Source organism: Sedimenticola hydrogenitrophicus, from assembly GCF_029017505.1.
Classification (GTDB): domain Bacteria; phylum Pseudomonadota; class Gammaproteobacteria; order Chromatiales; family Chromatiaceae; genus Sedimenticola; species Sedimenticola hydrogenitrophicus_A.
Genome location: NZ_JAQGEI010000013.1, coordinates 60,599 through 85,867, shown reverse-complemented (window position 1 = coordinate 85,867; position 25,269 = coordinate 60,599). Strand labels below are relative to the sequence as shown.

Here is a 25,269-nt window from a genome sequence, read left to right as displayed (position 1 = left end):
CCATGGCTATACATTACAAATATACGCAGCAGGGCGGCGCCGTGCTGCTGGTCAGCCTGATCTTTCTTATCCTGCTTACCATACTTGGCGTGAGCGCCATGCAGACCACCCTGCTACAGGAACGCATGGCCGGTAATATGCGTGATCTCAATCTCGCCTTTCAGGCCTCCGAGGCGGCACTGCGCGGAGGGGAAGCCTGGCTGCCTGCCAATACGGCCACCGCGGAGGCGGCCAGTGAATTGGCCGATCCGGCCGGTTGGGATGGTTCCGGTGGGACTTCGGTGACCGGTTTTTCTCCGCCGCTGGCTTCCGATCCGGTGTATCACGTCGGCCCTCCCCAGCGGGTGCGTATCGGCATTGGCTTGTCGCCGCCGGAGTTTCGCTATATCTATCCGGTCACCGCGCGTGGGGTAGGCGGCACGAGCACGACGGTGACGGTCGTCCAGTCCATGTTCGAGCCTTGATGTGGGGGGTATGCCCCGGTAAGGAACAGAGTATTGCCAGGCTTCGAGGAATAAGGCCATGAATGCCACAGCTAACCACCGCACCGGTCAGGCCGGTTTAGTCGCACCATCCCGCCTAAAGGAGTTGGTCCTTGGCCTCGTTCTGGGCCTGAGCGTCGGCACGACTGTCCACGCCAGCGTGGATATCGCCAATTTGCCCTTGTTCGTCACGGCGAACGTATCACCCAATGTCATGCTCATGCTCGACAACTCGGGTTCGATGCAGAACATCGTACCCGACTCACCCTATGATCCCGATACGACCTATCTGGCCAGTTGTCCTTTTTCCAATCGAGTGACCGCCAGTACCCAGGTAGAGACCCGCATCGTCAGCGGTAATCCCCGGATCCGCTACAGCGGTACTAATTACGCGTTTGGCACCAACAGTGGGCAGCGTTGTTTCGTCTCCTCAACCGATTACAAGGCCAAGCTCTACGCCGACGGCGCGAACGGCGGCAGCACCAGCAGCTATCTGGCGGCGCAATACACGGGTAACTATCTCAACTGGTATTTCAAAACAGCAACGGATCCCGGCGGATGTACCAACACCTGGTCTTCCGGCAGGAAGCCCTGCACCGAGAGTCGCATGATGATCGCGCAAACGGCGGGCAAGAGCCTGGTCGATTCCATGGGCAGTGGGATGCGTGTCGGATTGTCCAGCTACAACAGCGGCAATGGTGGTTCACTACGTGAGATCCTCGGTGAGCTGACCGCGTCGAAGAAGACGGATATCAAGGCCAAGATCGATGCCTTGTCCGCAACGGGGGCGACTCCGCTGGCCGAAACCCTATCCGACATCGGCCATTATTTCGCCACCGGCTATACCGGCAATCTGACGCTCCATCCTGACCAGGCATCCCCGAGCACGGCAACAGTAGCGCAGGTGTTCAATAATCACAGTTTCGCCAATAACAGCGGCCAGACCATTGCGAGCCCCATTCAATACTCCTGCCAGAAGAGTTTTGCCGTGCTACTGACCGATGGGCGGCCGCAGAGTGATCGCAATATCAGTAACCATCTGGCAGATTATGACGGGGATTGCGATGGGGCCAGTCCGGCATGTCTTACCTACGACCGGAAATCGAATAGGGATTACGAGTCATCAGGAAGTGACTATCTGGATGATGTCGCCCAGGCGCTGTATGAAATCGACCTGCGGCCGGATTTGGTCGACCCGCAAGGGGCGATCAACAATGTCGCTACCTACTTGATCGGCTTCGCCGATGATCAGGTTAAGAGCGACCCCCTGATGCAGGATACTGCGGATCAGAGTGGCGGGAAGTTCCTGGTCGCGGGCAATGAGGCGCAGCTGGCGTCCGCGTTCCAGGATATCCTTGATGCCATCGTGGCGCAGGTGGAGAGTTCCGCGACAGCGGCGGCGACCAGTTCGGCGGTGTTGCAGACCGATACAAAGCTCTTTACCTCGGGCTTCCGCAGCGGCGACTGGTCGGGCATGCTGACCGCCAAGCATGTGAATGCTGATGGAACAGTGGGTGCCACTGCCTGGAACGCGGAGACAGAGCTGAACACCCGGACGCCCGCCTCTCGCAATATTTATACCCGCAACAGTGTGACGGGCAACGGCGTGGCACTGGTGTTAAGCGATCTGAGCCCGGCCCAGCAGGGCGCGCTCGATTACCACCCAGACGGCAGCAACGACGCGCTCGGAAGTAACCGCATAGGATGGTTGCGCGGAGATGAGTCGGCGCATGCATCGTTCCGCAGCCGCTCGGGCAGTGGCACTTCGCGACTGCTGGGCGATATCGTCAACTCCAACCCCCAATTCGTGGGCAAACGGGACTTCGGCTACAGTCTGCTGAGCACTCTGGGGTCAAGCTATACCACCTTCCGTACCACCAGCGGCTCTGATTATCAATTGCGACCCGACATGATTTATCTCGGCGCCAACGACGGTATGCTACACGCCTTCAATGCCGACACGGGTTCGGAGATCTTTGCTTACATGCCCAGTGAGTTACTGTTGCCCGAGGCGGGCAGCGACTTCGCTCCGGTCAACCGGTTGATGCAGCAGGACTACTACCACCGCTACTTTGTGGATGGTACGGCGACGGTGGGCGATGCTCATGCCAACAGCTGGGCAGACAGCACCAGTGGCTGGAAATCAGTTCTGGTGGGCACCATGGGCGCCGGCGGGCGTACTGTGTTTGCACTGGACGTGACCGCGCCGCAGAACTTCGGTGCTGGTAAAGTGCTGTGGGAGTTTACCGATGATGATCTGGGTTATGGCGTTGACCAGCCTGCTATCGTGCGCATGCGTAACGGTGATTGGGCTGCGGTGTTCGGCAACGGCTATAACAGCAACAATCATCATGCGGTGCTGTTCATCGTTCGATTGAGCGATGGCGCGCTGCTGGCCAAGATCGATACCGGGGTCGGCGATGCGTCGGTGGAAAACGGTCTGGGGGTGCCCAAGGTGACCGATTGGCCTGCACTCGACCTGATGGCGCGCACCATCTATGCTGGCGATCTGCAGGGGAACTTGTGGCGATTCGACGTCTCCTCCGGCAACGCGAGCCAATGGGGCAACGCCGGTAATCGGGTCGTTTTGTTTGCCGCACGCGATCCAAACGATGATCCGCAACCCATTACCGCCCGTCCGGAAGTGGCGATCAATCCCAATGATCCCGGCAGTCTGATGGTGCTGTTCGGCACCGGCAGTTACTTCAGGAGTTCGGACGGTGGCAACAAACAGGTGCAAAGCCTCTACGGCATCATCGATGCCAATGGCACGGCGGTGACCGGGGATCGTAGTGTCGTGCTGGTGGAACAAACCATCACCTGGCAGGGACAGCACGCCTTTGGTACAGAGACCTTCACTCTGCGCGAAATCTCCGACAATGCTATCGGAACCAATAATGAGAAGGGTTGGTATCTGGACCTCATCTACGGGGGCAATGCCGCGGGTGAACGGGTGGTCAGCAGCCCCACCTTCCCCTCGGGGCCGATACAGGATCGGGTTCGCTTTACCACGCTGATCCCGGAGGATGATCCCTGTGGGACCGGCCGTACAGGTTTTATCATGGATATTCTGCTGGGTTCGGGTGGGCGGACCAGTCAATCGGTATTCGATCTCAATTCCGATGGGCAGTTTGACTCCAGTGACAGAGTCAACGGGGTGGTCATTATCAATGGCCGGAGCGGCGGAAGTGGTGAGGAGCTGACCATCATTCGCGACCAAGATCAGAACTCGGACCATATGTACGACGGTCAGGACAGGATCGGTTCCGGACTCAATGCCTCCGGTCCCGCCGGTCGCCAGTCGTGGCGGCAGTTAAGATAGTGGCAGTGGTCATGATGTGGAAGCGTTCTGGTGTCAGCGCGATGACGGGAACAACGCCGCTGGACTGCGCCTCCTGTATGGTCGCGCAACCCCACGATAAACCGGAAATTGTCGGAACGTTGCAGGATCGGGAGTGGTTGCATGGGTGTTTAATATGAGTATACGAAGGTGGTTGCCGCGTGGTTTTACTCTCATCGAACTGATGATCGTAGTTGCGGTCATCGGCATTCTCGCGGCTATTGCTTATCCTTCGTACCAGGAGTATGTGCGCAAGGCACGGCGCGCCGATGCGCAGGCGGCTCTTCTTGAACTCACGCAGTTTATGGAACGCTTCTTTACCGTGAATTCACGGTTTGTCAACACCGACAACAGTCAGGTGGTGTTGCCATTTACTGAGTCGCCCAAGGACGGTGGCACGAAGTATTACGATCTCCAGTTCGTGGCCGGGACCGCTACCACGACCACCTATACACTCGAGGCGGTGCCGAAAAACGCGATGGCCGGTGATGGCTGCGGTTCACTGCGTGTCAACCAGGCTGGCGTCAAATCGCGTACGGGATCAATGTCAGCAGATCAGTGTTGGCGCCACTGACCGCTAGGAGTCTGTGCAAATTGAGTTTTTCCGTAGGGACTGCGCCTTCGTCGCAAATGCATTTCGGCCCGGGGTGGGGCTCCTGCATTGTGGCATAAGTCGATTCCTGGACAGAGCCATTTCCGCCATCCCTCGCCCCGGCTTTCTGCCTCGCTCTACCTCCTCCATTCCTGGACAAAGCCGCTCCCGGTCATTCCCGGCCTCCGCAGCATAACTGCTTCCCTGGACAAAAAAAGCCGGCCACGGGGGCCGGCTCAGGGTTGCCTGAAGCGGGGGATCAGGCGGGTAAATTGATCAGCTTGAGTCCGGTCATCTCCTGCATCACACGGATTACCTGGTTGCTGTAGCCGGCCTCGTTGTCGTACCAGACATAGAGCACCGCGCGGTTGCCTTCCACGATGGTGGCGGCGGAGTCGACGATACCGGCCTCGGTGGAGCCGACCAGGTCACTGGAGACCAGTTCGGTGGAGGTGGTGAAGCCGATCTGCTCGCGCAGCGCCGAGTTCAGCGAGGCATCCCGCAGCAGGCCGTTCAGCTCTTCCACACTGGTCTCGCGGCCCAGGTTCAGGTTCATCAGCGCCATGGAGACGTTGGGTGTGGGCACGCGGATGGCGTTGCCGGTCAGCTTGCCAGACAGCTCCGGCAGCGCCTTGGCTACCGCCTTGGCGGCACCGGTGGAGGTGATCACCATGTTGAGCGGGGCGCTGCGACCGCGCCGCTCCGCCTTGTGGTAGTTGTCGATCAGGTTCTGGTCGTTGGTGTAGGCGTGGATGGTTTCCAGGTGGCCGTTGTTGATGCCCAGAGTGTCGTTGAGCACCTTGAGCACCGGCACGATGGCGTTGGTGGTACAGGAGGCGGCGCAGAGAATTTTGTCGTCCGGGCTGATCCCGTCGTGGTTTACACCGTAGACGATGTTTTTGATCTCGCCTTTGGCCGGTGCGGTCAGCAGCACCTTGGCGGTGCCTTTCGATTTGAGGTGCAGCCCCAGGCCGGCCTCGTCCTTCCAGATGCCGGTGTTGTCGACCACCAGGGCGTTGTTGATGCCATAGCGGGTGTAGTCGATGGAATCGGGAGAGTCGGCGTAGATCACCTGGATGTAGTTGCCGTTGGCGATGATCGCGTTGTGCTCTTCGTCGATGACGATGGAGCCGTTGAACGGGCCGTGTACCGAGTCGCGGCGCAGCAGGCTGGCGCGTTTCTTCAAGTCGCCCTCGCGGCCGCCGCGTACCACGATGGCGCGCAGGCGCATCTTGTTGCCGGCGCCGGTGCGTTCGATCAGCAGGCGGGCGAGTAGCCGGCCGATGCGGCCGAAACCGTACAGCACCACGTCCTGGGGGCCGGGCAGGGGGCTCTTCCTGCCGGTGTTGATGTCGCTCAGCTGCTGCTCAAGGAACGCCGACATGCCGAGGCGGTCCGCGTGTTCCAGGTAGGCGCTGCAGAGTTTGCCGAGGTCCAGGCGGGCCGGTGCCAGGTCCATGCCGGCGATCGCTTCGAGCATTTCGAAGGACTTGGCGATGTCCAGCTCCGCGCCGACCATCTGGCGGGCGTAGCGATGCGCCTTGAGGATGTCGATGGTGGTGGCGTTCATCAGACGCCGGCCGTACATCAGGATCACCAGACCCTGGTCACGATACAGTTTCCCCACTAGTGGAATCATCTGCTCGGCCAGATTCTGGCGCTCCTTCCACTCATTCAGGTACTGCTCACTTGCGTTCAAGCTCATATTTCTACCCCGTCTCTAGGAGTCCGTTTTTTTAGATAAAAGAAGAGTTTACTGCCTGGTAACAACTGCGGTGTGCGCGGATCATAGCAGAAAATGCGTGCTTTGTGCGGTGCAAAAGAAAAAATCCGCGAATATAATTGGATGTTTGTACTAATCATCTCATTTTCCTTTATATGCTGTTGTGGGGAGGCGTTCCACCGCGGTTTTACTGGTTTGGTCTATGCTTGGGTAACCTGTGTATGCTGAATTACTGGAGTGGGGTCCGGGTTCAGGTACCGGTTCCTCACAGGAGTGATGAATATGGGTATGTTGGATAGATGGTTTGGCGGGATGAAGGAGTACCCGCCGCTGGCCGCGGACAGTGAGGCACAACACCACCTGGAGGAGATCAGTCCGCAACTGGAGGGGCTGGTCGGCGAAGTGCGGGACCCGCTTGAGGTGGTTCCGGCTGACCATGAGGCATTCGTATTTATCGGCAAGCCGCCGAAGCGCTTCGGAATCGCCTGGATTCATGACGGCAAGGTGAGCAGTTTTCAGAATCTGGTCGAAGAACGGCACCTGACACCGGAAAAGAGCGAGCAGCTGATCGAAGAGCTCCGGGATGCCTACGAGCGTGCCGCTGAGGCACGCCGTTACAGCGCCAAGGTGGGCAAACGCAAGATCACGGTCACACCCTCACCGGTGTTGGAGCAGGCCGTGCATGAGATCATCGATCACACCAGGTCGCCGTAGCGGAGGGTGTGTCCACGGGCGTCTGGAACCACCAGGCGCCCGTGGGAGACTCCCGGAGGTCAGTACATGTGCTGGCCGCCATTGATGGAGAGGGTCGAGCCGGTGACGAAACCGGCGGCGTCCGAGACCAGGAACAGTACCGCGCGTGAGATATCTTCCGGCTGCCCCAGACGGCCGACCGGGATGGTGCGGATGATCTTCTGCAGTACCTCTTCCGGCACGGCCCGGACCATGTCGGTCTCGACGTAGCCGGGTGCGATGGCATTGACGGTAATCCCCTTGGTCGCACCCTCCAGGGCCAGCGCCTTGGTGAAGCCGTGGATGCCGGATTTGGCGGCGGCATAGTTGACCTGTCCGTACTGGCCCGCCTGGCCGTTCACCGAGCCGATATTGACAATGCGTCCGAAATTGCGCTGGCGCATGCCTTCAATCACACAGCGGCAAGTGTTGAAACAGGAGGCGAGATTGGTCTGTACCACCTTGTCCCACTGCTCAAAGCTCATCTTGTGCAAGGTGCCGTCACGGGTAATGCCCGCGTTGTTGACCAGCACCTCGACCGGTCCGGTCGAGGATTCGATCGCACGGATACCGCTGGCCACCTGATCGAAGTCGCTCACATCGAATTTGAAGGCCGGTATGCCGGTACGCTCGGTGAAATCGGCGGCGGCCTGCTCGTTGCCGCCATAGTTGGCCACCACCTGGTAGCCGTTCTCTTTCATGGCGACACAGATTGCCTCACCTATGCCCCTGGTACCGCCTGTTACCAATGCTACTCGCCCCATGATCTACTCCTTGTCGATACTATATAGATTGTCTGATGCCGCTACTCCTGAGGCATCGCGTACCCGTCGGGCTCCCCGCCGCCGTGAGAACTGTGCTCGCGCATCGGTTTACACCCATTCTGAAATCGTGCCGGTTATCGGTTGGGGTTCCGGTGATGGTTGTCTCGACACGATTCACTAACAATACTAACGAAAAATCCGCGCTTGTGAACCACAATCAAAATAGCAGTGGATTCTAATATGTCGTTATTGATCCAATGGTTGCCATTTGCGGGTAAATCACGTGAAATAGCCTGCTTGGCCGATCCACATATCGATAAAATTCAGCGGACAATTCCTCTTCATGAAATTTCTCTCCATGTTCCATATTGCACTGGTGATTATTTTCGCCACGCTTAACGGCATTATCCTGTATCTGTTCGTGTTGACGCTGCCCTTTGGGGCGGATGTATTCCTCAAGAGCCTGGGGCTCTGGGATAAGATAAGTTTGGATATTGGAAGTGTACGCATTCCTGCCAGTTATGTGGCGGTCGTCTGTGTGTTGCTCGCGGTGGTCGGGGCGGTACTGGTGCAACGCCTGCCGGAGGTGTGGAAGAATCGCCTGCTGTATGCGCGCAAGCTCTATCCCCATCCTGCCAGCGACGCCTTTCTGACCAGCCGGAAGCAGCCCTTTGAGTCACACGATCTGCAGGCCAGGTTTCCGCGGGTCAAGGATTCCGGCTTCAGCCGTAAGGTGCAGACCGAAGTGTGGTTCGAGACCTACCGGCGGCATAACGCCAAGCCGGTGGTGCTGAATACCCGGATTCATTGGGACATGCTGCGGGACCTCTATATCCTCAGCCTCTATTTCCTCGGCTTCTTCCTGATCGGCTGGATCATCAACATAGGTGTCCCGTTTCAGATCGTCGGCATCTACCTGTTCCTGTACGGCACCCAGACCCTGTTTCTGCTGTTTGCCGCGCGGCGTACCGGGTTCCGCATGGTCGATAACGTGCTGGCCGTGGAGTTGGGGATGGAGGAGGAACGCGGCAAGCCGCTGGGGAAGGGGCGTAATTGATGACCTTGCTATGGCCAGCCGTAGGGGCAGGCCCCTGTGCCTGCCTTGGCTGATCGGCGGCCCGTCGATCCGGGCAACCACGGGGGGTTGCCCCTACGCCTTTCTTGACATTGTCCGTCCATCCGAAATTCCGAGTCCTGATTGACCCTGGCGTGCTTGGCGTCTTGGCGAGAGTAATGAACCTTTCCCGGGCCGGGACCGGGACGTGTGCAGGATGCAGTCCGGCCCACTTATGAGTAATGGGTAGACCTAGCTAACTACGATCAGATCCTTCAGGCGCGGCGGTTTGCTGCTGCTGCGATAGGCCACCTGGGCCAGAAACAGCTCCCCCGCCGCCAGGGCGTCGGTCAGGGCGTTATGCGCGGGATAGCGCGGCAGCCCGTAGCGGGCCCGCGCCTTGGCCAGGCGCAGGTCGCCTGAGCGGATCGCCTGGTCGCGCATCCTGAACTGCCGCACCTCCAGTGCCAGGGTATCCACCACCGGGCAGAGAAACGGGTACCCATAAAGATTGCGGCAGGCGTGATTGAGGAACTCATACTCAATGGCGGCGTGATGGGCCAGCAGCGCCTTGCCCTTGAGCGCGTTCAGAATCACCGGCAGCACCTCCTCCAGCGGCTGGGCCTCGGCCGCCTCGTCGTCGAGGATGCCGTGCACCACGGCCGAGGCCTCGGGGATGTCCACGGTGGGTCTGATCAGGATGTGTGTGGCATCGCCCAACACCAGGCGGTCGCCCCTGACGGTGGCGTAGCCGACACTCAGGATCTGGTCCTGGCTGGCCTCCAGTCCGGTGGTTTCGAAATCGATCGCCAGGTAGTCCGCCTGGCGCCAGTCGATCTCCCGGTCGGGGAAGGGGGTTGCGTAGTAGTCGCGCAACGGGCCATCCGGCATCTTGCGGGTCCACCAGTTTCTGCGCTCCTCCAGGTTGAAGAGGTACTTCCAGATCGACACCGACTACCTCAGGTATCGCTGGCTGAGGACATTCTGCATGGTGCGGACGACCGAAAAGGCGTCCTTCAGATGGCTGCGCTCGAAGTGCGAGAGGTCATCGGGTGACATGTAGTTGTTGGGGGCCTCGCCCGCCTTGATCTGCCGGGCCTGATGACGGATCCGCAGGGAGCCGACGAACTCCAGGGCATCGCGCAGGTCATGGGCCCCGCCGTGGGAGACCTCGCCGCCGCTGGCGACCTCCTTGAGCCGGTCCTGGGTGTTGATGGCGTGGCTGCCGGCCGCCAGGGCGTAGACCCGGGCCAGATCGACAATGGGTACGATGCCGTTGTGTTTCAGGTCGAAGGTGTGGTCATGTTCGCCGCCACTGATCAGGACAAAATTGCGGAAGAATCCCAGGGGTGGCTTGAAGCTCAGGGCGTTGCCGGCCATGTAGGCCAGGAAGATCTGGTTGCCCCGGGTCTTGGCGAGCAGGTATTCGCGCAGTTGACGGAACAGATTTTTTTCACCATGGATGCAGCGCAGGTCGAAAAAGACGCAGGTCAGCATCAGCGCCTTCGGTTCCGGCTGCTCGATCCAGTGGTTGAAGTAACGCTTCCAGCCGGCCAGGGGCTGGCGCCACTTGTCGGTGGTGGCCATCATCTCCCCCGGGCAGTAGACATAGCCGCAGGCGTTGAGGCCATCGCAGACGAAGCCGGTCAGCGCCTTGAAATACTCGCCGTGTGCCTTCGGATCATAGGCGTCATCCATCACCAGGCAGTTGTCCTGGTCGGATTTCGCGGTCTGCTCGCTGCGCGCCTGGGAACCGGCGGCGATCCAGGCATAGGGTACCGGCGGCGGGCCGAACCGCTCCTCCGCCAGCTGCAGCAGACGCACGGTGATGGCGTCGACCACCGCAGTGATGACGTGGCCGATGCTGTTGGCGGTGGCATCGGCGGCGGCGAGATTCTGCAGCAGTTGGGGGATTCGGCTACTGATGGAGGCCAGTCCCTGCACCTCATGCTGCTTGTAGACGGAGCTGACCAGATAGACCGCCGAGGTGGTATGACGCTCGGCAAAATCGGTGGCGGTCAGCATGCCGGCCACCTTGCCCTGCCGCAGTATTGGCAGGTGATGGAAGTTGTCCCGGGCCATGTGCAGCATGGCCTCAAAGGCGTAATTGTTCGCCTCCAGGGTATGCGGATCGGCGGTCATGATGTGGCTGATCGGCAGGCTGGTGTCGAGGCCCTTGGCCACCACGCGGCGTCGCAGGTCGCGGTCGGTGACGATGCCCACCAGCCGCTCCCCCTCGGTGATCAGGATCGAGGAGACCCGTTCATCGGACATCACCGTGGCGGTATCCTGGATCGATGCGTCGGGCGGCATGCTGATCGGCGCACGGCTGATCATGTCGCCGATCTGGGTGGTCATCAGGCCGAGGTGGGAGCTGCCGTCCTCACCGGTGTTGCTGATGGCATCGCGCAGGCGGCCGCCGCCGGCCGGCTCGAAGAAGTAGGAGAACTGCGGCTGCTCCTTGCAGAACCGGTCCACCTCCGCGGCCGGCAGCAGATAGACCAGGCTGTCCTCCATGGCGGTGCCCTGGAACTCCGCATGCCCCTCCATGTGCGAGGCGCGGTAACCGAACAGGTCGCCTTCACCCAGCCGGGCCAGCAGTTCGTCCTGGGTGTTGTGGATCTCCACCGCGCCGCTACGCACCAGGTAGAGAAAATCATCGATACTGCCGGAGTCGGGGATGGTGGTGCCGCGCCGGAAATAACGCACCTGCAGCAGCGCCGGCACCTGGTTGATCGCCTGTTCCGGCAGTTGGTTGAAGGGGTGATGGGCGGAGAGGAAGTCCCGTATCTCTATCAGTTCGATTTCCATGTTTACTCCCGTTCCACAATCTCGGTTGGCGGAGATTGTCAGCGAATACTGGTGGATGCGTTTGCGCTTATCCACCCTGTCTTGTCGACGCAGGGGCAGGCCCCTGTGCCTGCCCTTTTCCATCGGCAAACTGTTCTCCGGGCAACCACGGGGGGTTGCCCCTACATCCATCCCTGGACAAAAAAAAGGGCCTGCACGAGGCAGGCCCTATCTTACATCACATTTAACTTATGTGATTAGTGGTCAGTAGCGGCACCTGCACCCCGGGGGGTACGGATGTCCTCGACCATGTGCTGGATATGCTCGGGTGGCTCCGCGGTCACCTTGGATACCAGGATCGCCGAGGCGAAGTTCAGCATGGCACCGACGGCGCCGAACGCCTCCGGAGAGATGCCCAGGAACCAGTTGTCCGCGGTGTTGGCCGCCATGGCGGTGCCCGGGATGAAGAACCAGCCCTTGAACCAGAAGATGTAGAGCAGCGTGCTACCCAGACCGACCAGCATGCCCGTGACCGCGCCGGTGTTATTGACGCGCTTGTTGAAGATACCCATCATCAACGCCGGGAAGATCGACGAGGCGGCCAGACCGAAGGCCAGTGCCACCACCTGGGCCGCGAAGCCGGGGGGGTGCAGGCCGAAGTAACCGGCCACGCCGATGGCGCCCGCCATCGCGATACGCGCCGCCATCAACTCGCCCTTCTCCGTGATGTTGGGGTTGAAAATACCCTTCAACAGGTCATGGGAGATGGAGGAGGCGATGGCCAGCAGCAGGCCGGCCGCGGTGGAGAGCGCCGCCGCCAGACCACCGGCTGCCACCAGGGCGATTACCCAGTTCGGCAGACCAGCGATCTCGGGGTTGGCCAGTACCATAATGTCGCGGTCAACCGTCAGCTCGTTTGCGGTACCCGCAAACTTGGGACCACGATACTCGACGCGGCCGTTGCTGTTCTTGTCCTCGAACTTCAGCAAGCCGGTCTTCTCCCAGTTCTTGAACCACTGTGGACGCTTCTCGTACTCCAGGGAGCCGTCAGCCGCCGCCACCGGGCCGGGCTGTACCGTGTTGGCCAGGTTCAGCATGGCCATGGAACCGACCGCCGGAGCGGTGGTATAGAGCAGGCTGATGAACACCAGCGCCCAGCCGGCGGATGAGCGGGCATCCTTGACTCGGGGTACGGTGAAGAAGCGGATAATGACGTGGGGCAGACCCGCGGTACCGATCATCAGGGAGAAGGTGTAGAGCGCCATGTTCAGGGTATTGGTCTTCTGCGCGGTGTATTGCGTAAAGCCGAGGTCCACGATGGTCTGGTCCAGCTTCATCAGCAACGGGGTACCGTCGGCCACGGTGCTGCTGAACATGCCCAACTGCGGAATCGGGTTACCGGTCAAGTGCAGGGAGATGAAGATGGCCGGGATGGTGTAGGCCATGATCAGCACGCAGTACTGGGCGATCTGGGTGTAGGTGATACCCTTCATGCCGCCAAGTACGGCGTAGAAGAAGACGATCGCCATACCCGTGAACAGGCCGGTGGCGAAGTCCACTTCGAGGAAGCGGGAGAAGGCCACGCCGATACCCTTCATCTGGCCGATTACGTAGGTCAGTGAAGCCACGATCAGACAGATCACCGCCACGATGCGCGCGGTCTGGGAGTAGTAGCGGTCACCGATGAACTCCGGCACGGTGAACTTGCCGAACTTACGCAGGTAGGGGGCCAGCAGCATGGCCAGCAGCACGTAGCCACCGGTCCAGCCCATGAGGAACAGGGAGGCGTCATAGCCCTGGAAGGCGATCAGTCCCGCCATGGAGATGAACGAGGCGGCCGACATCCAGTCCGCGGCGGTGGCCATGCCGTTGGCGACCGGGTGGACGCCGCGGCCGGCCGCGTAGAATTCACCGGTTGTACTTGCGCGGGCCCATATGGCGATGCCGATATAGAGCGCGAAGGTCAGACCGACGACGATAAAAGTTAATGTTTGCAGTTCCATTAATCGAACCCCTTATTAGTCTTCGTGAACGTCAAACTGACGGTCCAGCTGATTCATTTTGTAGGCGTAGAAGAAGATCAACACCAGGAATACGATCATGGAACCCTGTTGTGCGAACCAGAATCCAATGTCAGTGCCACCGATCTTGATGCCGGACAGTGCGGGGCGAAGGATGATGCCGAAACCGTACGAACATACGGCCCAGATCACCAGAGAGATCGAGATGAGTCTGACGTTGGCCTTCCAGTAGGCCATGCCAGACGTGGTTTCTGTACTCATTGTTTAAGTCCTCCGGATTATTAATTTAGTACGCGCTCGCTCGACCCCCATGACCCGGTCAACTACGGATGCATCCTGACCGTGGCACGATGGGTCGAATTCCATCTGATTTACAGATTTGGGAATCCTCCCCTGGCGACCGCGCTTCATGCTGCATGATTCAAGCCAGAAAATACAATTTCCATTTCTATCAATTGGATAGTGACGGCAGGGTAATTGGTGAGGCGCTTGAAAGGCGGCTTACTGTTACCTCAGGTAGCGTTCCGGCGTGGTGTTTGGGGTGTTACTTGTTACCTAAGGTAACAGCGGGCGGGGTGTTACTCTGGTGCTGTTCCGGGCGGGCAACGGGGTTATAATCCAGCGTAATGAGTAGCTTTTTCGATAACAGCCTGGCCCTGGCCCTGGAGTCAGCCCCCTGGCTCCTGTTCGGCCTGATTGCTGCCGGGTTGATTCGTGCCTGGCTGCCGGTGCATCTGGCGGGGCGGGTGTTGGGCGGCCGGGGGCTTGCCCCGGTGCTGCGCGCGGCCCTGGTGGGTGCCCCCTTACCCCTCTGTTCCTGCAGTACCCTGCCGGCGGCGATGTCGCTGCGCCGGGCCGGTGCGTCCAAGGCATCCACCACCTCCTTTCTCATCGCCACCCCCGAGACGGGTGTCGATTCGGTGGCCCTCTCCTGGGTGCTGCTCGGACCCGTGCTGGCGATCATCCGGCCGCTGGCGGCGATTGTCTCGGCGGTGACCGCCGGACTGCTGGTGGGTCGTCTGGAGGGCGCGGACAGCCAGCCGCCAATCCCGCCCGCCCCGGCGGCGCCCGCCTGCTGCGGCTGCAGCGTTGAACCGGACGCGGCCGGGGAAGCGCTCACGCCACCGCGGGATGGGGCCTGGCGGCGGACCCTTGAGGGCTTGCGCTACGCCTTCACCGACCTGCTGGACGATCTGGCGCTGTGGCTGTTGCTCGGGCTGCTGGCGGCCGCCCTGGTGGTGACCCTGGTGCCTCCCAATCTGTTGAGCGGATGGGGCAGCGGCTTGTTCGCCATGCTGCTGATCCTGCTGATCTCGGTGCCGATGTATGTCTGCGCCACCGCCAGTACCCCGCTGGCCCACGCCATGCTGTTCGCCGGGGGCTCCCCCGGTACCGTGCTGGTGTTCCTGTTGGCCGGGCCGGCCAGTAATATAGCCGGACTGGTGCTGGTGCGGCGTGAGCTGGGCGGCAAGGCCCTGGCGGCCTACCTGTTCGGGATCGGCGGTATCAGCATCCTGCTCGGGCTGACGCTGGATGCGGCGGTGGCCGGGCTGGGGGTCGATCTGCTCTCCGGACTCGCGCGGGTGGGTGAGGGCGAAGATACCGTTCCGCTGGCCCTCTCCATGCCGAGTCTGCTGATTCTGCTGGTGCTGTCGATCCGTCCGCTACGCCGTTACCTGGTGCGCGGCAAGGTGCGGGAAGACGGCAGCTGCTGCGGTTAGCCGGACGCAACCCTTAACACTCTACTCAAATCCTATCGAGCCTCATGAATAACGCTTTTTTTGCCACGTCCCGGGACTACCAGGCGGCCTTCAGCAGCGGACTGCGGGAGATGCTGAGCGGCTATGATGAACTGGGTGTGTTCATCCTGGTGCTGGCCAATGCCATGATCGATCCGCTGATCTGGGACGAGTTGTCCGGGCCGCTGCGACAGAAGTTTGAACGGCTCTCCGCCCTGCATGTCGATTCCCGGCAGGGGGGCTTCCTGGATGATGCGAAGGATGACCGGCGGGTGTTTTCCCGGTTGATGGAGATCGGGTTCGATGCGATAACGCCGATCCGGCTGCGCCGCGAGGGGCCCTGGGAGCTGCAGCTCAATCCGCTGCGTGCGCTGCGCCCGCCGCGTATGACAGAGCGTCGGGTGTCGGGGCTCTCCGCCCCATTCAATCCCGATGAGTTCCATTTCGCCAAACCCTTTCTGCGCAAGGAGATCTTCTGGCGCGGTGCGTTGGAGGGGCGGGATGTGTCACTGCTTTACAACAAATTCCCCTTTGTCCGGCTGCTGGGCCTGTTGGTACCGGAGGCGCGTGCGGGGCGGCCGCAGTTCCTGCAGCAGGCCGACCATGAATATATCTGGCGGGTGGCGGCCGCGCTGCGGCCGGGGCTACCCGGGGTCGGGGTCGGCTACAACAGTTACGGTGCCTGCGCCTCGGTCAACCATCTCCATTTTCACCTGTTCGTGCGCGACGAGGCGTTGCCGATCGCGGCCGCTCACTGGTCGCATAACGGTGGCCAGGAGGACTATCCGGCGACCTGCGCCCGGTTCGATGACCTGCAGGAGGCGTGGCGCTATATTCGGGAGCTGCACGGGCGCAAGGTCCCCTACAACCTGATCGCCTATCCCGGTACGCTCTACTGCCTGCCGCGCGCCTCCCAGGGCAGCAGGGAGCTGCCGGAATGGAGCGGCGGCTATGGCTGGTACGAGATGGCCGGCGGCTGTGTGCCGCTGGGCGAGGCGCATTACCGGCAGCTCGATGAACGGCAACTGAGCGATGAGCTGCGGGCGGTCCGGAGTACTATTTGAATTTGATAACGTACTTTTGTCGGGTGAAGGGTAAGCGACAGCGCATCCTCCGCGACCGCTCCCGGCCTTCCATGGCCGCGGCTCAAAACTACAACCCGTAGGATGCGGTGAGTAAAACGAACCGCATCGGTCCGGCGGCCAGCCAATGATGCGGTTCGCAAGCTCACCAGCATCCTACCCCGAAAACCGGTCATAGGGCGTCCCGTGGGCGCCGTCGGCGGGCACGGCCCGCCCTATGCTCCCGAACATCGCCGGCACGGGGCGGCGGTGAGCCGCTCCCGGCCATCCTTAGCCTCCGCAGCATAAGTCCATCCCTGGCAAAGCAACGGTGGATGCGCCTACCGGCTTATCCACCCCACGAAACTCAACCGGAAATCCGTGTTTATCCGTGTCCATCCGTGGTTCACTCCTAGGGCACATCGATACCATAACTTCGGATCCGGGCATTCAGTGTGGGCCGGGATATATTCAGGATCTGTGCCGCCCGTTTCTTTTCATAACCGGTAAAGTGGAGGATGTTTTCGATGTGCTCCTTCTCCACCTCCTGGATACTCTTGATCAGCAGCGGCAGCCGTTTCTGCGGTGAACTCTCCTCCAGCTGCAGGGTCTCCGGCAGCAGGATGTCGCTGGGCGACAGCAGCACCGCCCGGCGCAGGGCATTCTCCAGCTCGCGGACGTTGCCCGGCCAGGGGTAACGTTTCAACTGCTGCATGGTCTCTTCCGGGATCATCTCCACCGAGCGCCCCAGCTCGCGGCGGATCTTCTCCAGAAAATACTGCACCAGCAGCGGGATATCCTCCTGGCGCTCGCGCAGGGTGGGCAGCTCGATGGTCACCACCTTGAGCCGGTAGTAGAGGTCCTGGCGGAATGCGCCCTCACTGACCAGGGTCGCCAGGTCCTTGTTGGTGGCGGTGATGATGCGCACATCGGCCTTGATGGTCTCGTTGCCGCCCACCCGTTCGAATTCACGCTCCTGCAGGAAGCGCAGCAGCTTGAGCTGGATATCCGGCGAGATCTCCGAGATCTCGTCCAGGAACAGGGTGCCGCCCTGGGCCAGTTCGAACTTGCCCAGCTTCTGTTTGATGGCGCCGGTAAAGGCCCCCTTCTCGTGCCCGAACAGCTCGCTCTCCAGGACGTTGGGGGCGAGCGAGGAGCAGACCAGGGGGATGAACGGGTGGTTGCGGTACTGGCCGTTGAAATGGATCGCCCGGGCCACCATCTCCTTGCCGGTGCCGCTCTCGCCATAGAGCAGTACCGAGGCGCGGTTGTCGGCCACCGCGCCGATGGTCTTGTAGACCGCCTTCATGCTCTTGCTGCGGCCGACGATGACGTTGGGCTGAAAGGTGCACTCAGTGGTGTCGCAGAAGGGAATGCCGCTCTTCGCCAGGCTGGCCATGTCGCTGATCTTGGTGATCACCTCGTCCAGTTGGTCCAGATCCAGCGGTTTGCCCAGGTGATCGATGGCCCCCAGCCGGATCGCCTCGATGGCGGTATGCATATCGTCATAGGCGGTGATCATCACCACCGGCAGGCCCGGCTTTTTGCGCTTGATCCGCTGCAGCGCCTCGAAACCGTCCAGTTTCGGCAGCCGCAGGTCCAGCAGCACCATATCCACCGGTTCCTGCAGCGCCAGCTCCACGCCGCGCAGACCATCCTCCGCCGTCAGCACCTCGAAACCCTCCTCGATCAGGTGCAGTTCCAGGGTGCGGCGGATGGCGCGGTCATCGTCCACTATCAGGGCTTTTTTCATCTCGCTGTCTCGTCTCGTTCGCGTGGGTCATGCTCGTGTGGACCACGCTCATGTGGGCCTTCCAGGGGCAACAACAGGGTAAAGCAGGTCTTCTCGCCGGGCGCGCTGTCCACGGTGATGGTCCCCTGGTGGCGCAGCACGATCCCCTGCAGGGTCGGCAGCCCCAGGCCGCCACCGGAGACCTTGGTGGTGTAGAAGGGGTCGAAAATCTTGTCCACGTCGGCGGCGGCGATCCCCTGGCCGTTATCGATCACCTGCAATGACAGGAAGGGGCGGTGGCGGCGCAGGATCAGGGTCAGTTCGCGGAAACCGTCACACTCCTCCAGCGCCTCGATGGCATTGGAGACCAGGTTCAGGATCACCTGCTCGATCTGCTCCGGGTCACAGACCACGGTGAGTTCCTCCCTGAGCTGCAGCTCGGTGTGGATCCCGGCCTCCTCGAAGCGCTGGGCGAACAGCTGCATCACCCGCTGGATGATCGGGTTGAGGCTGGTATGTTCCAGCCGCAGGGGGCGGGCGCGGGCGAAATCCATGACGTCGTTGACCAGCCGGTTGAGACGCAGGATCTCCTCCTCGATAATGCTGAAATGCTCCTGCAGCGGCCCCTCCGGCCGGGTGCGCTTGCGAATCATCTGGATATTCATGCGGATGGCCGAGAGGGGATTGCGGATCTCGTGGGCCAGGCCGAGCGCCAGGTGGCCGACCGCGGCCAGTTTCTGCGACGAGAGCAGTTCGTCGAAGGTCGACTCCAGCCGTCCGCGCGCGTCGGCCAGGTCCTGGGTGCGGCGGTCCACCTGGATCGCCAGGATGTGGTTCCACGAGAGCAGGGCACTGAGCAGGATGAAGGTGCCGGTGAATATGATCACCACCAGGGTACCGGAGTAGCGCTCCTGCTGCTGCATGAAGGAGGAGAGCAGGGACTCCACCTCCCGGGTCGGAGTGGCCACGCCGAGGGTCCAGAGCCGGTCCTCGATGCGCACCGGCTGGTAGCCCACCAGTTTGCTGACCGACTTGTCGGGATCCACCGGGTCGACGAAATCGTAGCTGCCGGTCCCCGGTTGGCCATCCTGCATGGAGAGCAGCAGGTTGTAGAGTTTCGGCCAGCGCGGCAGGAAGGTCTCCTCGAAGCCCTTGTCGGTGACCCGGCCCAGCGGGTCCACCAGCACCGTCTGCTGATTATTGTCCACCAGCCAGGCAAAGCCGTGCTCGCCGATGGTGACCGACAGCACCTGGCGCTGGGCCAGCTTGTCGAAGTTCAGGGTGAACATGGCCACGCCGTTGAAGGTGCCGCGGCTGCTGAAGATCCCCTGGGCCACGATCAGCGCCTTGTCGCCCCGGTTCTGCCCCCCTTCCAGGCGCATGAAGGGCGACAGGTACATCTTGCCCGGCCGGCCCTCGTCCCGCGCCCAGCGGAAGTAGTCGCGCCAGGCGTAGTTGCGCCCCAGGGTGTATTCATCGGCGGGGCGGATGGCGATCACCGTTCCCGACTCGTCAAACACCACCAGGTCGATGATGTCGGTCTCCTGCAGGCTCTCGTACATCCGCTGCAGGCTGCCACTCAGCAGTTGCGCCCGCTCCCGGGTGACCCCGTCCTCCTCGAACAGGCTGGCCACCAGGCTCAGGTTGCGGCGGAAGGTGGCGAAGGTCTCCTCGATGGAGTGGGCCGCCTGCTCGGCCAGGATCAGCTGCTGGTGGTTGTACTGTTCGAAGAAGCGCTGCTGCGCCTCCTGGCGGACCGCATTGGTGGTCTGCAGGATGCCGATCAGGGCGGCGGTGCTGACCCCCACCAGCAGGCAGATGGCCACCCACAGCCAGAACGGCTTGCGCAGGGTGATGGTGGAGAAGAGTCGGCTGATCGGGTGCATAGCGGTACCGCCATTCTACACAGGTTTTTTTTTGCCGCGCCACCGGCAGCGGGGCCGAAGCTTGCGTGCCCATCTTTCGCGAACGATGCGGTTCGTTTCACTCACCGCATCCTACATCGAAAACAGGATGCCGGTGAGCTTGCGAACCGCATCACACGCGCCGCCGGCCCTTGGATCACACCCCCAGGTACTGCTTGTGCAGCTCGGGATTCTCCATCAGCTCCCGCGAGCGGCCGTGATACACCACCTCGCCCTTGCTGATGATGTAGTTGCGGTCGCAGATCGGCAGCAGGGCGTTGATGTCCTTGTCGACGATGATGGAGGCGATCCCGGTCGACTTGATGTGGCGGATCACCACCCAGATCTCCAGGCGGATCAGCGGCGCCAGTCCCTCGGTGGCCTCGTCCAGGATGATCAGGTCCGGGTTGGTCATCAGGGCGCGGGCGATGGTCAGCATCTGCTGCTCGCCGCCGGAGAGCTGGTTGCCCATGTGGGTGAGCCGTTGGCCGAGACGTGGAAACAGCTCCAGGACCCGCTTCAGGGTCCATTCGTCGCGGCCGTCCGGGCCGGTGCGCGCCGCCATGGTGAGGTTCTCCAGCACGCTCAGGTTGGGGAAGATACCGCGGTCCTCGGGTACGAAGGCGATCCCCTGGCGGATGATCTGGTGCGGCTTGAGTCCGGTCGCCTCCCGGCCGCGGATGCGGATGCGTCCCTCGCGCGGCGGCGTCAGGCCGATCAGCGAGCGCAGGGTGGTGGTCTTGCCCATGCCGTTGCGGCCCATCAGGCTGATGGTCTCCCCCGCCGCGATGGTGAGATCGATACCGCGCAGGATGTGGCTGTCGCCGTAATAGGTGTGCAGCCCCTCGGCCTGCAGCAGGGGTGCCGCGGAATCCATGGTCATGCCGCGTCCTCCTCATCGTCATGGCCGAGGTAGGCATCCTGCACCGCCTGGCTGTTGCGTATCTGTTCGACGCTGCCGGTCTCCAGTTCGGCCCCGTCCACCATCACCGTGATCCGGTCGGCCAGCGAGAACACCGCGTCCATGTCGTGCTCGATCAGGATCAGGGTCTGCTCCCTGGCCAGCTCCCTGAGCAGCGCGGTGACCTGTTGCGACTCCTCAGCGCCCATGCCGGCCAGCGGTTCGTCCAGCAGCAGCAGTTCCGGCTCGGTGGCCAGCATCATGGCGATCTCCAGCTGGCGCTGCTCGCCGTAACTCATGGTGCCGGCGATCTGGTTGCGCTTGGCGGCGAGGCCGCACAGCTGCAGCGCGTGATCGGCCCGCCGGTGCACCCTGCGCAGGTGCCTGGCCGGACGGAAGAAACGCATCGAGGTGATCAGGCAGGACTGGGCGCCGATCCAGCAGTTCTGGAAGCAGGTGAACCCCGTCAGGATATTGGTCTTCTGGAAGCTGCGGCCGATGCCGATCCGGGAGATTTTCTCCGGCCGTGCATCGGTGATGTCATAGCCCTTGAAACTGATGCGCCCGCTGCTCGGCTGCAGCTCGCCGGAGAGCAGGTTGATCAGGGTGGTTTTGCCGGCACCGTTGGGACCGAGAATGGCGTGCACCTTGCCGCGCTCGAACTCCAGCGAGACGTCGTCGGTCGCCTTGAGGCCGCCGAAATTTTTGCACAGGTGCTCGGTGCGCAGAATGATCTCAGGCATGGTTATCCCTCCCTCCCGCCGGGCTCTCTGGAGGAGAAGCGGTTGCTGATGCTGTAGATGAGTCCGGCGATGCCGTTGGGCAGGAACAGCACCACAAAGATGATGATGGCGCCCATGATCAGCTTCCAGTGTTCGGTGAACTCGGGCAGGAAATCCTGCAGCAGCACCACGATAAAGGTGCCGATCACCGGCCCGAACAGGGTCCCCATGCCGCCGAGGATGACCATCATGATGGCCATGCCCGACTCGTGCCAGCCCAGGTAGGCGGGGGTGATGAAGCTGGTGTGCGCCGCCTCCAGGAAACCAGCCAGCCCGGCGATGGTGCCGGCGATGACGAAGCTGACCAGTTTGTAGTGGGGTGTGGAGTAGCCGAGCGCCCGCACCCGCTGCTCGTTGGCCTTGATGGCGATCAGCACATGGCCGAACGGGGCGCGCAGGATCATGCTGAGGAACAGGTAGACCCCCACCAGCCAGGCCAGCACGAAGTAGTAGAAGTGGTGCTCGTTGTCCAGATCCACCAGTTGCCGGGTGGCCAGGTTAATCTGCGGCTTGTTCATCATGAAGATGCCGTCGTCGCCGCCGAAGTGCGGCGACTCGAAGAAGAAGTAGAAGAACATCTGGGCGAAGGCCAGGGTCAGCATGATGAAGTAGATGCCGGAGGTGCGGATGCAGAGCCAGCCCACCAGCAGGGCGGCCAGTCCGGTCAGCGACAGGGTCAGGGTCAGGGACCACCAGTAGTTGATCTGCTCCAGGTCGCCGAACAGGATCGCCAGCAGATAGGCGCCGATGCCGAAAAAGGCGGCGTGGCCGAAACTGACCAGGCCGGTGAAACCGATCAGCAGATCCAGGCTGATGGTGAAGATCGAGAGGATCATGATCTTGGTCACCAGGCCGGTGTAGAACGAGCTGCCGACCACGGGAAACAGCAGCAACAGCAGCAGACCGAGGCAGAGAAAAACAATAATGGGGCGGGTAACGGTATGCATGGATGACCTCGTTGACGGAGCACTAAACCTTGCCGAACAGCCCCTGCGGGCGCCAGAACAGAACCGCGGCCATCAGGGCGTAGACCACCATGCTCGCCATATCAGGTAACAGCACCTTGCCGAAGGTGTCGGCCAGTCCGATCAGCAGGGCGCCGATAAACGCCCCCTTGATCGAGCCGATACCGCCGATCACCACCACCACGAAGGAGATGATCAGGATGTTGTCGCCGATGCCCGGATAGACGCTGTTTACCGGCGCCGCCAGCATGCCGGCAAAGGCGGCCAGGGTGGCGCCCAGGCTGAAGACAATGGCGAACAGCCAGTTGATGTTGATGCCCAGGGCCTGCACCATCTCGCGGTTGCTGGCACCGGCGCGGATGGTCATGCCCAGGCGGGTCTTCTGGATCACCCAGTACATGGCCACCGCCAGGGTGATGCAGGCGCCGGAGATGAACAGTCGGTAGACCGGGTAGGCCTGGTTCGCGGTCAGCTGGATCGAGCCGCGCAGCAGCTCGGGGATCGGCACGCTGTGCACGTCGTTGCCCCAGAAGATGCTCTGCAGCTCATTGGCGATCAGGATCAGCGCGTAAGTGAGCAGCACCTGGTAGAGGTGGTCGCGCTGGTACAGATAGGAGATGGCCAGTCGTTCAACCGCGTAACCGAACAGGATGCTCACCGGGATCGCCAGCAGGATGCCGGTGAACAGGTTGCCGGTAATGCCGGTCAGCCAGTAACAGAGATAGGCGCCGATCATGTAGAAGGCGCCGTGGGCCAGGTTGATGATCCCCATGATACCGAAGATCAGGGTCAGCCCGCTGGCCATGAGAAACAGCAGGAAGCCGTACTGAATCCCGTTCAGCAGCTGGATGAGATAGAAAGAGATCTCCATGGGGCCTCTGGTGGTTGTGAAGGGGAACATGCCTGGCGGCCATGCCGCCAAGTATTGGGTGGATCATGAAACCGGCCGTAGATTAGCCGAATGGTACTTAACTTAAGCCAAGAACCACCGTCATTCCGGCGCAGGCCGGAATCCAGGAATACCGCCACCATTAAGCAGTCTGGATGCCATCCTTAGGTCCGTAAACGGTACATCCCTGTACCACTCCTCCTGCACCACTCCTCCGGCCTGCGCCGGGATGACAAAAAATCCTGTAATTCGCCTTAAGTAAGTGCCATTCGGGTATCAGCCCATCTTGCACCCTTCGGCCGGGTCCTCCACCGCCTTCTGCACGGTACGGATCACCTGGTTCTGGCCGTTGACCACTTCCCGCAGGTAGATGTCCTGGATCGGGTTGTGTGCCTTGGAGAAGGTGAACTTGCCGCGCGGGCTGTCGATGGTGGCGCTCTCCATCGCCTTGATCATCTCCGCCTTGGCGCGGACATCGCCCTCCACCGCGGCCATGCCCTGCACCAGCAGATCGCCGGCGTCGTAGCCCTGCACCGCGTACACGTCCGCCTGGCTACCGGTGGCCTTGAGGAACGCCTCGCGGAAGCGGATGTTGGCCGGCAGATCCAGGGTGTCGGCATAGTGCAGGGTGGTGCGGACGCCCTCGGCGGCCTCGCCCTGGGCGCCGGTCACCCCCTCGGTGAGGAAGCCGGCCCCGTACAGCGGGATGTTCTTGTGCAGGCCCGCCGCGGCGTAGTCCTTGACGAATTTCACCGCGCCGCCGCCGGCGTAGAAGGTGAACACCGCATCCGGTTTCAGCGCCGCCACCTCGGTCAGGTAGGCCTGGAACTCCACCTTGGGGAAGGGGGTGGGGATCTCCCTGACGATGTTGCCGCCGCCGGCCAGGAACGACTCCTTGAAGGCCGCCGCGGTCTCCTTGCCGAAGCCGTAGTTCCAGTACATCAGCACCACGTTCTTGTGACCGTCCTCCAGCATCGCCGTGCCGCCCGGGAAGCCGGGCTGGTAGCTGGAGAAGGAGGTGCGGAAGATGTTGGGCGCGCACAGCGAGCCGGTCAGGCCGTTGGCTCCGGCGTTGGGGATCACCGCGATCACGTCGGCGTTGCGCGCCAGCTTGACCATCGCCATGCCCACCACCGAGTGGACCGGGCCGATGAGGAAGTCCACCTGCTCCTTCTTCAGCAGTTTGTTGGTCAGCTCGGGGGCCTTGGGGGGCGACGCCTCGCTGTCGATATTGATGTACTCCACCTCGCGTCCGCCCAGCTTGCCGCCAGCCTCGTTGATGCGCAACTGCAGGGCATCCTTGATATTGCTGCCGAGCTTGGCGTAGGTGCCGGTATAGGGCAGCAGGATGCCGACCTTCACCTTGGCGGTGTTGCCGATGGCAAAGCGGGTGGGGATGAGACTGGAGGCCGTCACCAGCCCGGCGGCCGCCGCGCCGCCCTTGATAATGTCGCGCCGGCTGATGCCGGGTTTTTTCTGATCGCTCATCTGCTTCTCCTCTCTATGATTATCATCAGCGCAAAAGCTACCTTGTGCTGTGGTTGGCGTACCGGAGTGGTTCCGGAAACGTCCGCTCACGCGGGGTGTTCAGTGCCTGTTTAATCTACAGGGGTCGGAGTCAAGCCACTCGGCCATTTACCCTTTTACTCTGCCATGGCATGGCTTGACTCCGACCCCTACCCCTAGTTTTCTGGGGTAGGATGCCAGTGAGGTACGAACCGCATCGTTCTCCGGCCTTCGGATCGATGCGGTTCGCAAGCTCACCGGCATCCTACAAGTTGCCTACGAAATCATCGGT

20 protein-coding genes are annotated in these 25,269 nt (G+C 61.6%); 7 read left to right on the top strand and 13 right to left on the bottom strand.

What is annotated here, in order from left to right:
* Positions 1-2 precede the first annotated feature (2 nt).
* The 3 genes from O9K64_RS10085 (at position 3) to O9K64_RS10075 (ending at position 4,396) form a co-directional block, all read left to right on the top strand.
* Positions 3-464, top strand: coding sequence for a pilus assembly PilX family protein (locus O9K64_RS10085; protein WP_275097937.1), 462 nt, complete (start codon positions 3-5; stop codon positions 462-464).
* A 58-nt stretch (positions 465-522) separates the two neighbouring features.
* Positions 523-3,804 carry a pilus assembly protein gene (locus O9K64_RS10080; protein WP_275097936.1) on the top strand — a complete coding sequence of 1,094 codons (3,282 nt, stop codon included), beginning with the start codon at positions 523-525 and terminating at the stop codon, positions 3,802-3,804.
* Positions 3,805-3,958: 154 nt separating this feature from the next.
* Positions 3,959-4,396: a type IV pilin protein gene (locus tag O9K64_RS10075; RefSeq protein WP_275097935.1), complete on the top strand. Its 438-nt coding sequence runs from the start codon at positions 3,959-3,961 to the stop codon at positions 4,394-4,396.
* 277 nt (positions 4,397-4,673) lie between these two features.
* On the opposite strand, the gene O9K64_RS10070 is transcribed toward O9K64_RS10075, so the two are convergent.
* Positions 4,674-6,119, bottom strand: coding sequence for a glyceraldehyde-3-phosphate dehydrogenase (locus O9K64_RS10070; RefSeq protein WP_275097934.1), 1,446 nt, complete (start codon positions 6,117-6,119; stop codon positions 4,674-4,676).
* Between the two features lie 306 nt (positions 6,120-6,425).
* Here O9K64_RS10070 and O9K64_RS10065 point away from each other — a divergent pair, with 306 nt between their 5' ends.
* Positions 6,426-6,851 carry a hypothetical protein gene (locus O9K64_RS10065; protein ID WP_275097933.1) on the top strand — a complete coding sequence of 142 codons (426 nt, stop codon included), beginning with the start codon at positions 6,426-6,428 and terminating at the stop codon, positions 6,849-6,851.
* Between the two features lie 59 nt (positions 6,852-6,910).
* On the opposite strand, the gene phbB is transcribed toward O9K64_RS10065, so the two are convergent.
* The gene (gene phbB, locus O9K64_RS10060) at positions 6,911-7,633 is read right to left on the bottom strand and encodes an acetoacetyl-CoA reductase (RefSeq protein WP_275097932.1); all 723 of its coding nucleotides are present in this window, start codon (positions 7,631-7,633) and stop codon (positions 6,911-6,913) included.
* A 343-nt stretch (positions 7,634-7,976) separates the two neighbouring features.
* Between phbB and O9K64_RS10055 the strand changes: the two genes are divergently transcribed.
* Positions 7,977-8,690 carry a hypothetical protein gene (locus tag O9K64_RS10055; protein WP_275097931.1) on the top strand — a complete coding sequence of 238 codons (714 nt, stop codon included), beginning with the start codon at positions 7,977-7,979 and terminating at the stop codon, positions 8,688-8,690.
* 249 nt (positions 8,691-8,939) lie between these two features.
* On the opposite strand, the gene O9K64_RS10050 is transcribed toward O9K64_RS10055, so the two are convergent.
* From O9K64_RS10050 to O9K64_RS10035, 4 genes are all read right to left on the bottom strand, one after another.
* Complete coding sequence (locus tag O9K64_RS10050) at positions 8,940-9,638, bottom strand: exonuclease domain-containing protein (protein WP_275097930.1); 699 nt, start codon at positions 9,636-9,638, stop codon at positions 8,940-8,942.
* A 3-nt stretch (positions 9,639-9,641) separates the two neighbouring features.
* Positions 9,642-11,498 (bottom strand): putative nucleotidyltransferase substrate binding domain-containing protein, encoded by a 1,857-nt coding sequence (locus tag O9K64_RS10045; RefSeq protein ID WP_275097929.1) that lies wholly within the window; start codon positions 11,496-11,498, stop codon positions 9,642-9,644.
* A 236-nt stretch (positions 11,499-11,734) separates the two neighbouring features.
* Complete coding sequence (locus tag O9K64_RS10040; protein ID WP_275097928.1) at positions 11,735-13,480, bottom strand: sodium:solute symporter family protein; 1,746 nt, start codon at positions 13,478-13,480, stop codon at positions 11,735-11,737.
* 15 nt (positions 13,481-13,495) lie between these two features.
* Positions 13,496-13,759 carry a DUF4212 domain-containing protein gene (locus O9K64_RS10035; protein ID WP_275097927.1) on the bottom strand — a complete coding sequence of 88 codons (264 nt, stop codon included), beginning with the start codon at positions 13,757-13,759 and terminating at the stop codon, positions 13,496-13,498.
* A gap of 365 nt (positions 13,760-14,124) precedes the next feature.
* Here O9K64_RS10035 and O9K64_RS10030 point away from each other — a divergent pair, with 365 nt between their 5' ends.
* Together O9K64_RS10030 and O9K64_RS10025 are read left to right on the top strand one after the other, a co-directional pair.
* A complete protein-coding gene (locus O9K64_RS10030) occupies positions 14,125-15,219 on the top strand; it encodes an SO_0444 family Cu/Zn efflux transporter (protein ID WP_275097926.1) in 1,095 nt (364 codons plus the stop codon).
* A gap of 44 nt (positions 15,220-15,263) precedes the next feature.
* Positions 15,264-16,301 carry a hypothetical protein gene (locus O9K64_RS10025; protein ID WP_275097925.1) on the top strand — a complete coding sequence of 346 codons (1,038 nt, stop codon included), beginning with the start codon at positions 15,264-15,266 and terminating at the stop codon, positions 16,299-16,301.
* A 409-nt stretch (positions 16,302-16,710) separates the two neighbouring features.
* Here O9K64_RS10025 and O9K64_RS10020 read toward each other — a convergent pair whose 3' ends face one another.
* From O9K64_RS10020 to O9K64_RS09990, 7 genes are all read right to left on the bottom strand, one after another.
* Entirely contained in the window at positions 16,711-18,051 is a 1,341-nt protein-coding gene (locus tag O9K64_RS10020; RefSeq protein WP_275097924.1) for a sigma-54-dependent transcriptional regulator, read from the bottom strand.
* Complete coding sequence (locus O9K64_RS10015) at positions 18,048-19,916, bottom strand: cache domain-containing protein (RefSeq protein ID WP_275097923.1); 1,869 nt, start codon at positions 19,914-19,916, stop codon at positions 18,048-18,050. The genes O9K64_RS10020 and O9K64_RS10015 overlap by 4 nt, the downstream gene beginning before the upstream one ends.
* A 175-nt stretch (positions 19,917-20,091) precedes the next feature.
* Entirely contained in the window at positions 20,092-20,817 is a 726-nt protein-coding gene (locus tag O9K64_RS10010; protein ID WP_335342270.1) for an ABC transporter ATP-binding protein, read from the bottom strand.
* The gene (locus tag O9K64_RS10005; protein WP_275097922.1) at positions 20,814-21,578 is read right to left on the bottom strand and encodes an ABC transporter ATP-binding protein; all 765 of its coding nucleotides are present in this window, start codon (positions 21,576-21,578) and stop codon (positions 20,814-20,816) included. Before O9K64_RS10005 ends, O9K64_RS10010 begins: the two co-directional genes overlap by 4 nt.
* A 2-nt stretch (positions 21,579-21,580) precedes the next feature.
* The gene (locus O9K64_RS10000) at positions 21,581-22,564 is read right to left on the bottom strand and encodes a branched-chain amino acid ABC transporter permease (protein ID WP_275097921.1); all 984 of its coding nucleotides are present in this window, start codon (positions 22,562-22,564) and stop codon (positions 21,581-21,583) included.
* A gap of 22 nt (positions 22,565-22,586) precedes the next feature.
* A complete protein-coding gene (locus O9K64_RS09995) occupies positions 22,587-23,453 on the bottom strand; it encodes a branched-chain amino acid ABC transporter permease (protein WP_275097920.1) in 867 nt (288 codons plus the stop codon).
* Positions 23,454-23,747: 294 nt separating this feature from the next.
* Positions 23,748-24,959: an ABC transporter substrate-binding protein gene (locus tag O9K64_RS09990; protein ID WP_275097919.1), complete on the bottom strand. Its 1,212-nt coding sequence runs from the start codon at positions 24,957-24,959 to the stop codon at positions 23,748-23,750.
* Positions 24,960-25,269 lie beyond the last annotated feature (310 nt).

Bases quoted from the DNA above. Each gene is read 5' to 3' on its own strand.
- O9K64_RS09995 (WP_275097920.1), bottom strand. From the start codon at position 23,453: ATGGAGATCTCTTTCTATCTCATCCAGCTGCTGAACGGGATTCAGTAC.
- O9K64_RS10065 (WP_275097933.1), top strand. From the start codon at position 6,426: ATGTTGGATAGATGGTTTGGCGGGATGAAGGAGTACCCGCCGCTGGCC.
- O9K64_RS10040 (WP_275097928.1), bottom strand. From the start codon at position 13,480: ATGGAACTGCAAACATTAACTTTTATCGTCGTCGGTCTGACCTTCGCG.
- O9K64_RS10070 (WP_275097934.1), bottom strand. From the start codon at position 6,119: ATGAGCTTGAACGCAAGTGAGCAGTACCTGAATGAGTGGAAGGAGCGC.
- O9K64_RS10030 (WP_275097926.1), top strand. From the start codon at position 14,125: ATGAGTAGCTTTTTCGATAACAGCCTGGCCCTGGCCCTGGAGTCAGCC.
- phbB (WP_275097932.1), bottom strand. From the start codon at position 7,633: ATGGGGCGAGTAGCATTGGTAACAGGCGGTACCAGGGGCATAGGTGAG.
- O9K64_RS10055 (WP_275097931.1), top strand. From the start codon at position 7,977: ATGAAATTTCTCTCCATGTTCCATATTGCACTGGTGATTATTTTCGCC.
- O9K64_RS10080 (WP_275097936.1), top strand. From the start codon at position 523: ATGAATGCCACAGCTAACCACCGCACCGGTCAGGCCGGTTTAGTCGCA.
- O9K64_RS10045 (WP_275097929.1), bottom strand. From the start codon at position 11,498: ATGGAAATCGAACTGATAGAGATACGGGACTTCCTCTCCGCCCATCAC.
- O9K64_RS10015 (WP_275097923.1), bottom strand. From the start codon at position 19,916: ATGCACCCGATCAGCCGACTCTTCTCCACCATCACCCTGCGCAAGCCG.
- O9K64_RS10010 (WP_335342270.1), bottom strand. From the start codon at position 20,817: ATGACCATGGATTCCGCGGCACCCCTGCTGCAGGCCGAGGGGCTGCAC.
- O9K64_RS10020 (WP_275097924.1), bottom strand. From the start codon at position 18,051: ATGAAAAAAGCCCTGATAGTGGACGATGACCGCGCCATCCGCCGCACC.
- O9K64_RS10000 (WP_275097921.1), bottom strand. From the start codon at position 22,564: ATGCATACCGTTACCCGCCCCATTATTGTTTTTCTCTGCCTCGGTCTG.
- O9K64_RS09990 (WP_275097919.1), bottom strand. From the start codon at position 24,959: ATGAGCGATCAGAAAAAACCCGGCATCAGCCGGCGCGACATTATCAAG.
- O9K64_RS10085 (WP_275097937.1), top strand. From the start codon at position 3: ATGGCTATACATTACAAATATACGCAGCAGGGCGGCGCCGTGCTGCTG.
- O9K64_RS10005 (WP_275097922.1), bottom strand. From the start codon at position 21,578: ATGCCTGAGATCATTCTGCGCACCGAGCACCTGTGCAAAAATTTCGGC.
- O9K64_RS10035 (WP_275097927.1), bottom strand. From the start codon at position 13,759: ATGAGTACAGAAACCACGTCTGGCATGGCCTACTGGAAGGCCAACGTC.
- O9K64_RS10075 (WP_275097935.1), top strand. From the start codon at position 3,959: ATGAGTATACGAAGGTGGTTGCCGCGTGGTTTTACTCTCATCGAACTG.
- O9K64_RS10025 (WP_275097925.1), top strand. From the start codon at position 15,264: ATGAATAACGCTTTTTTTGCCACGTCCCGGGACTACCAGGCGGCCTTC.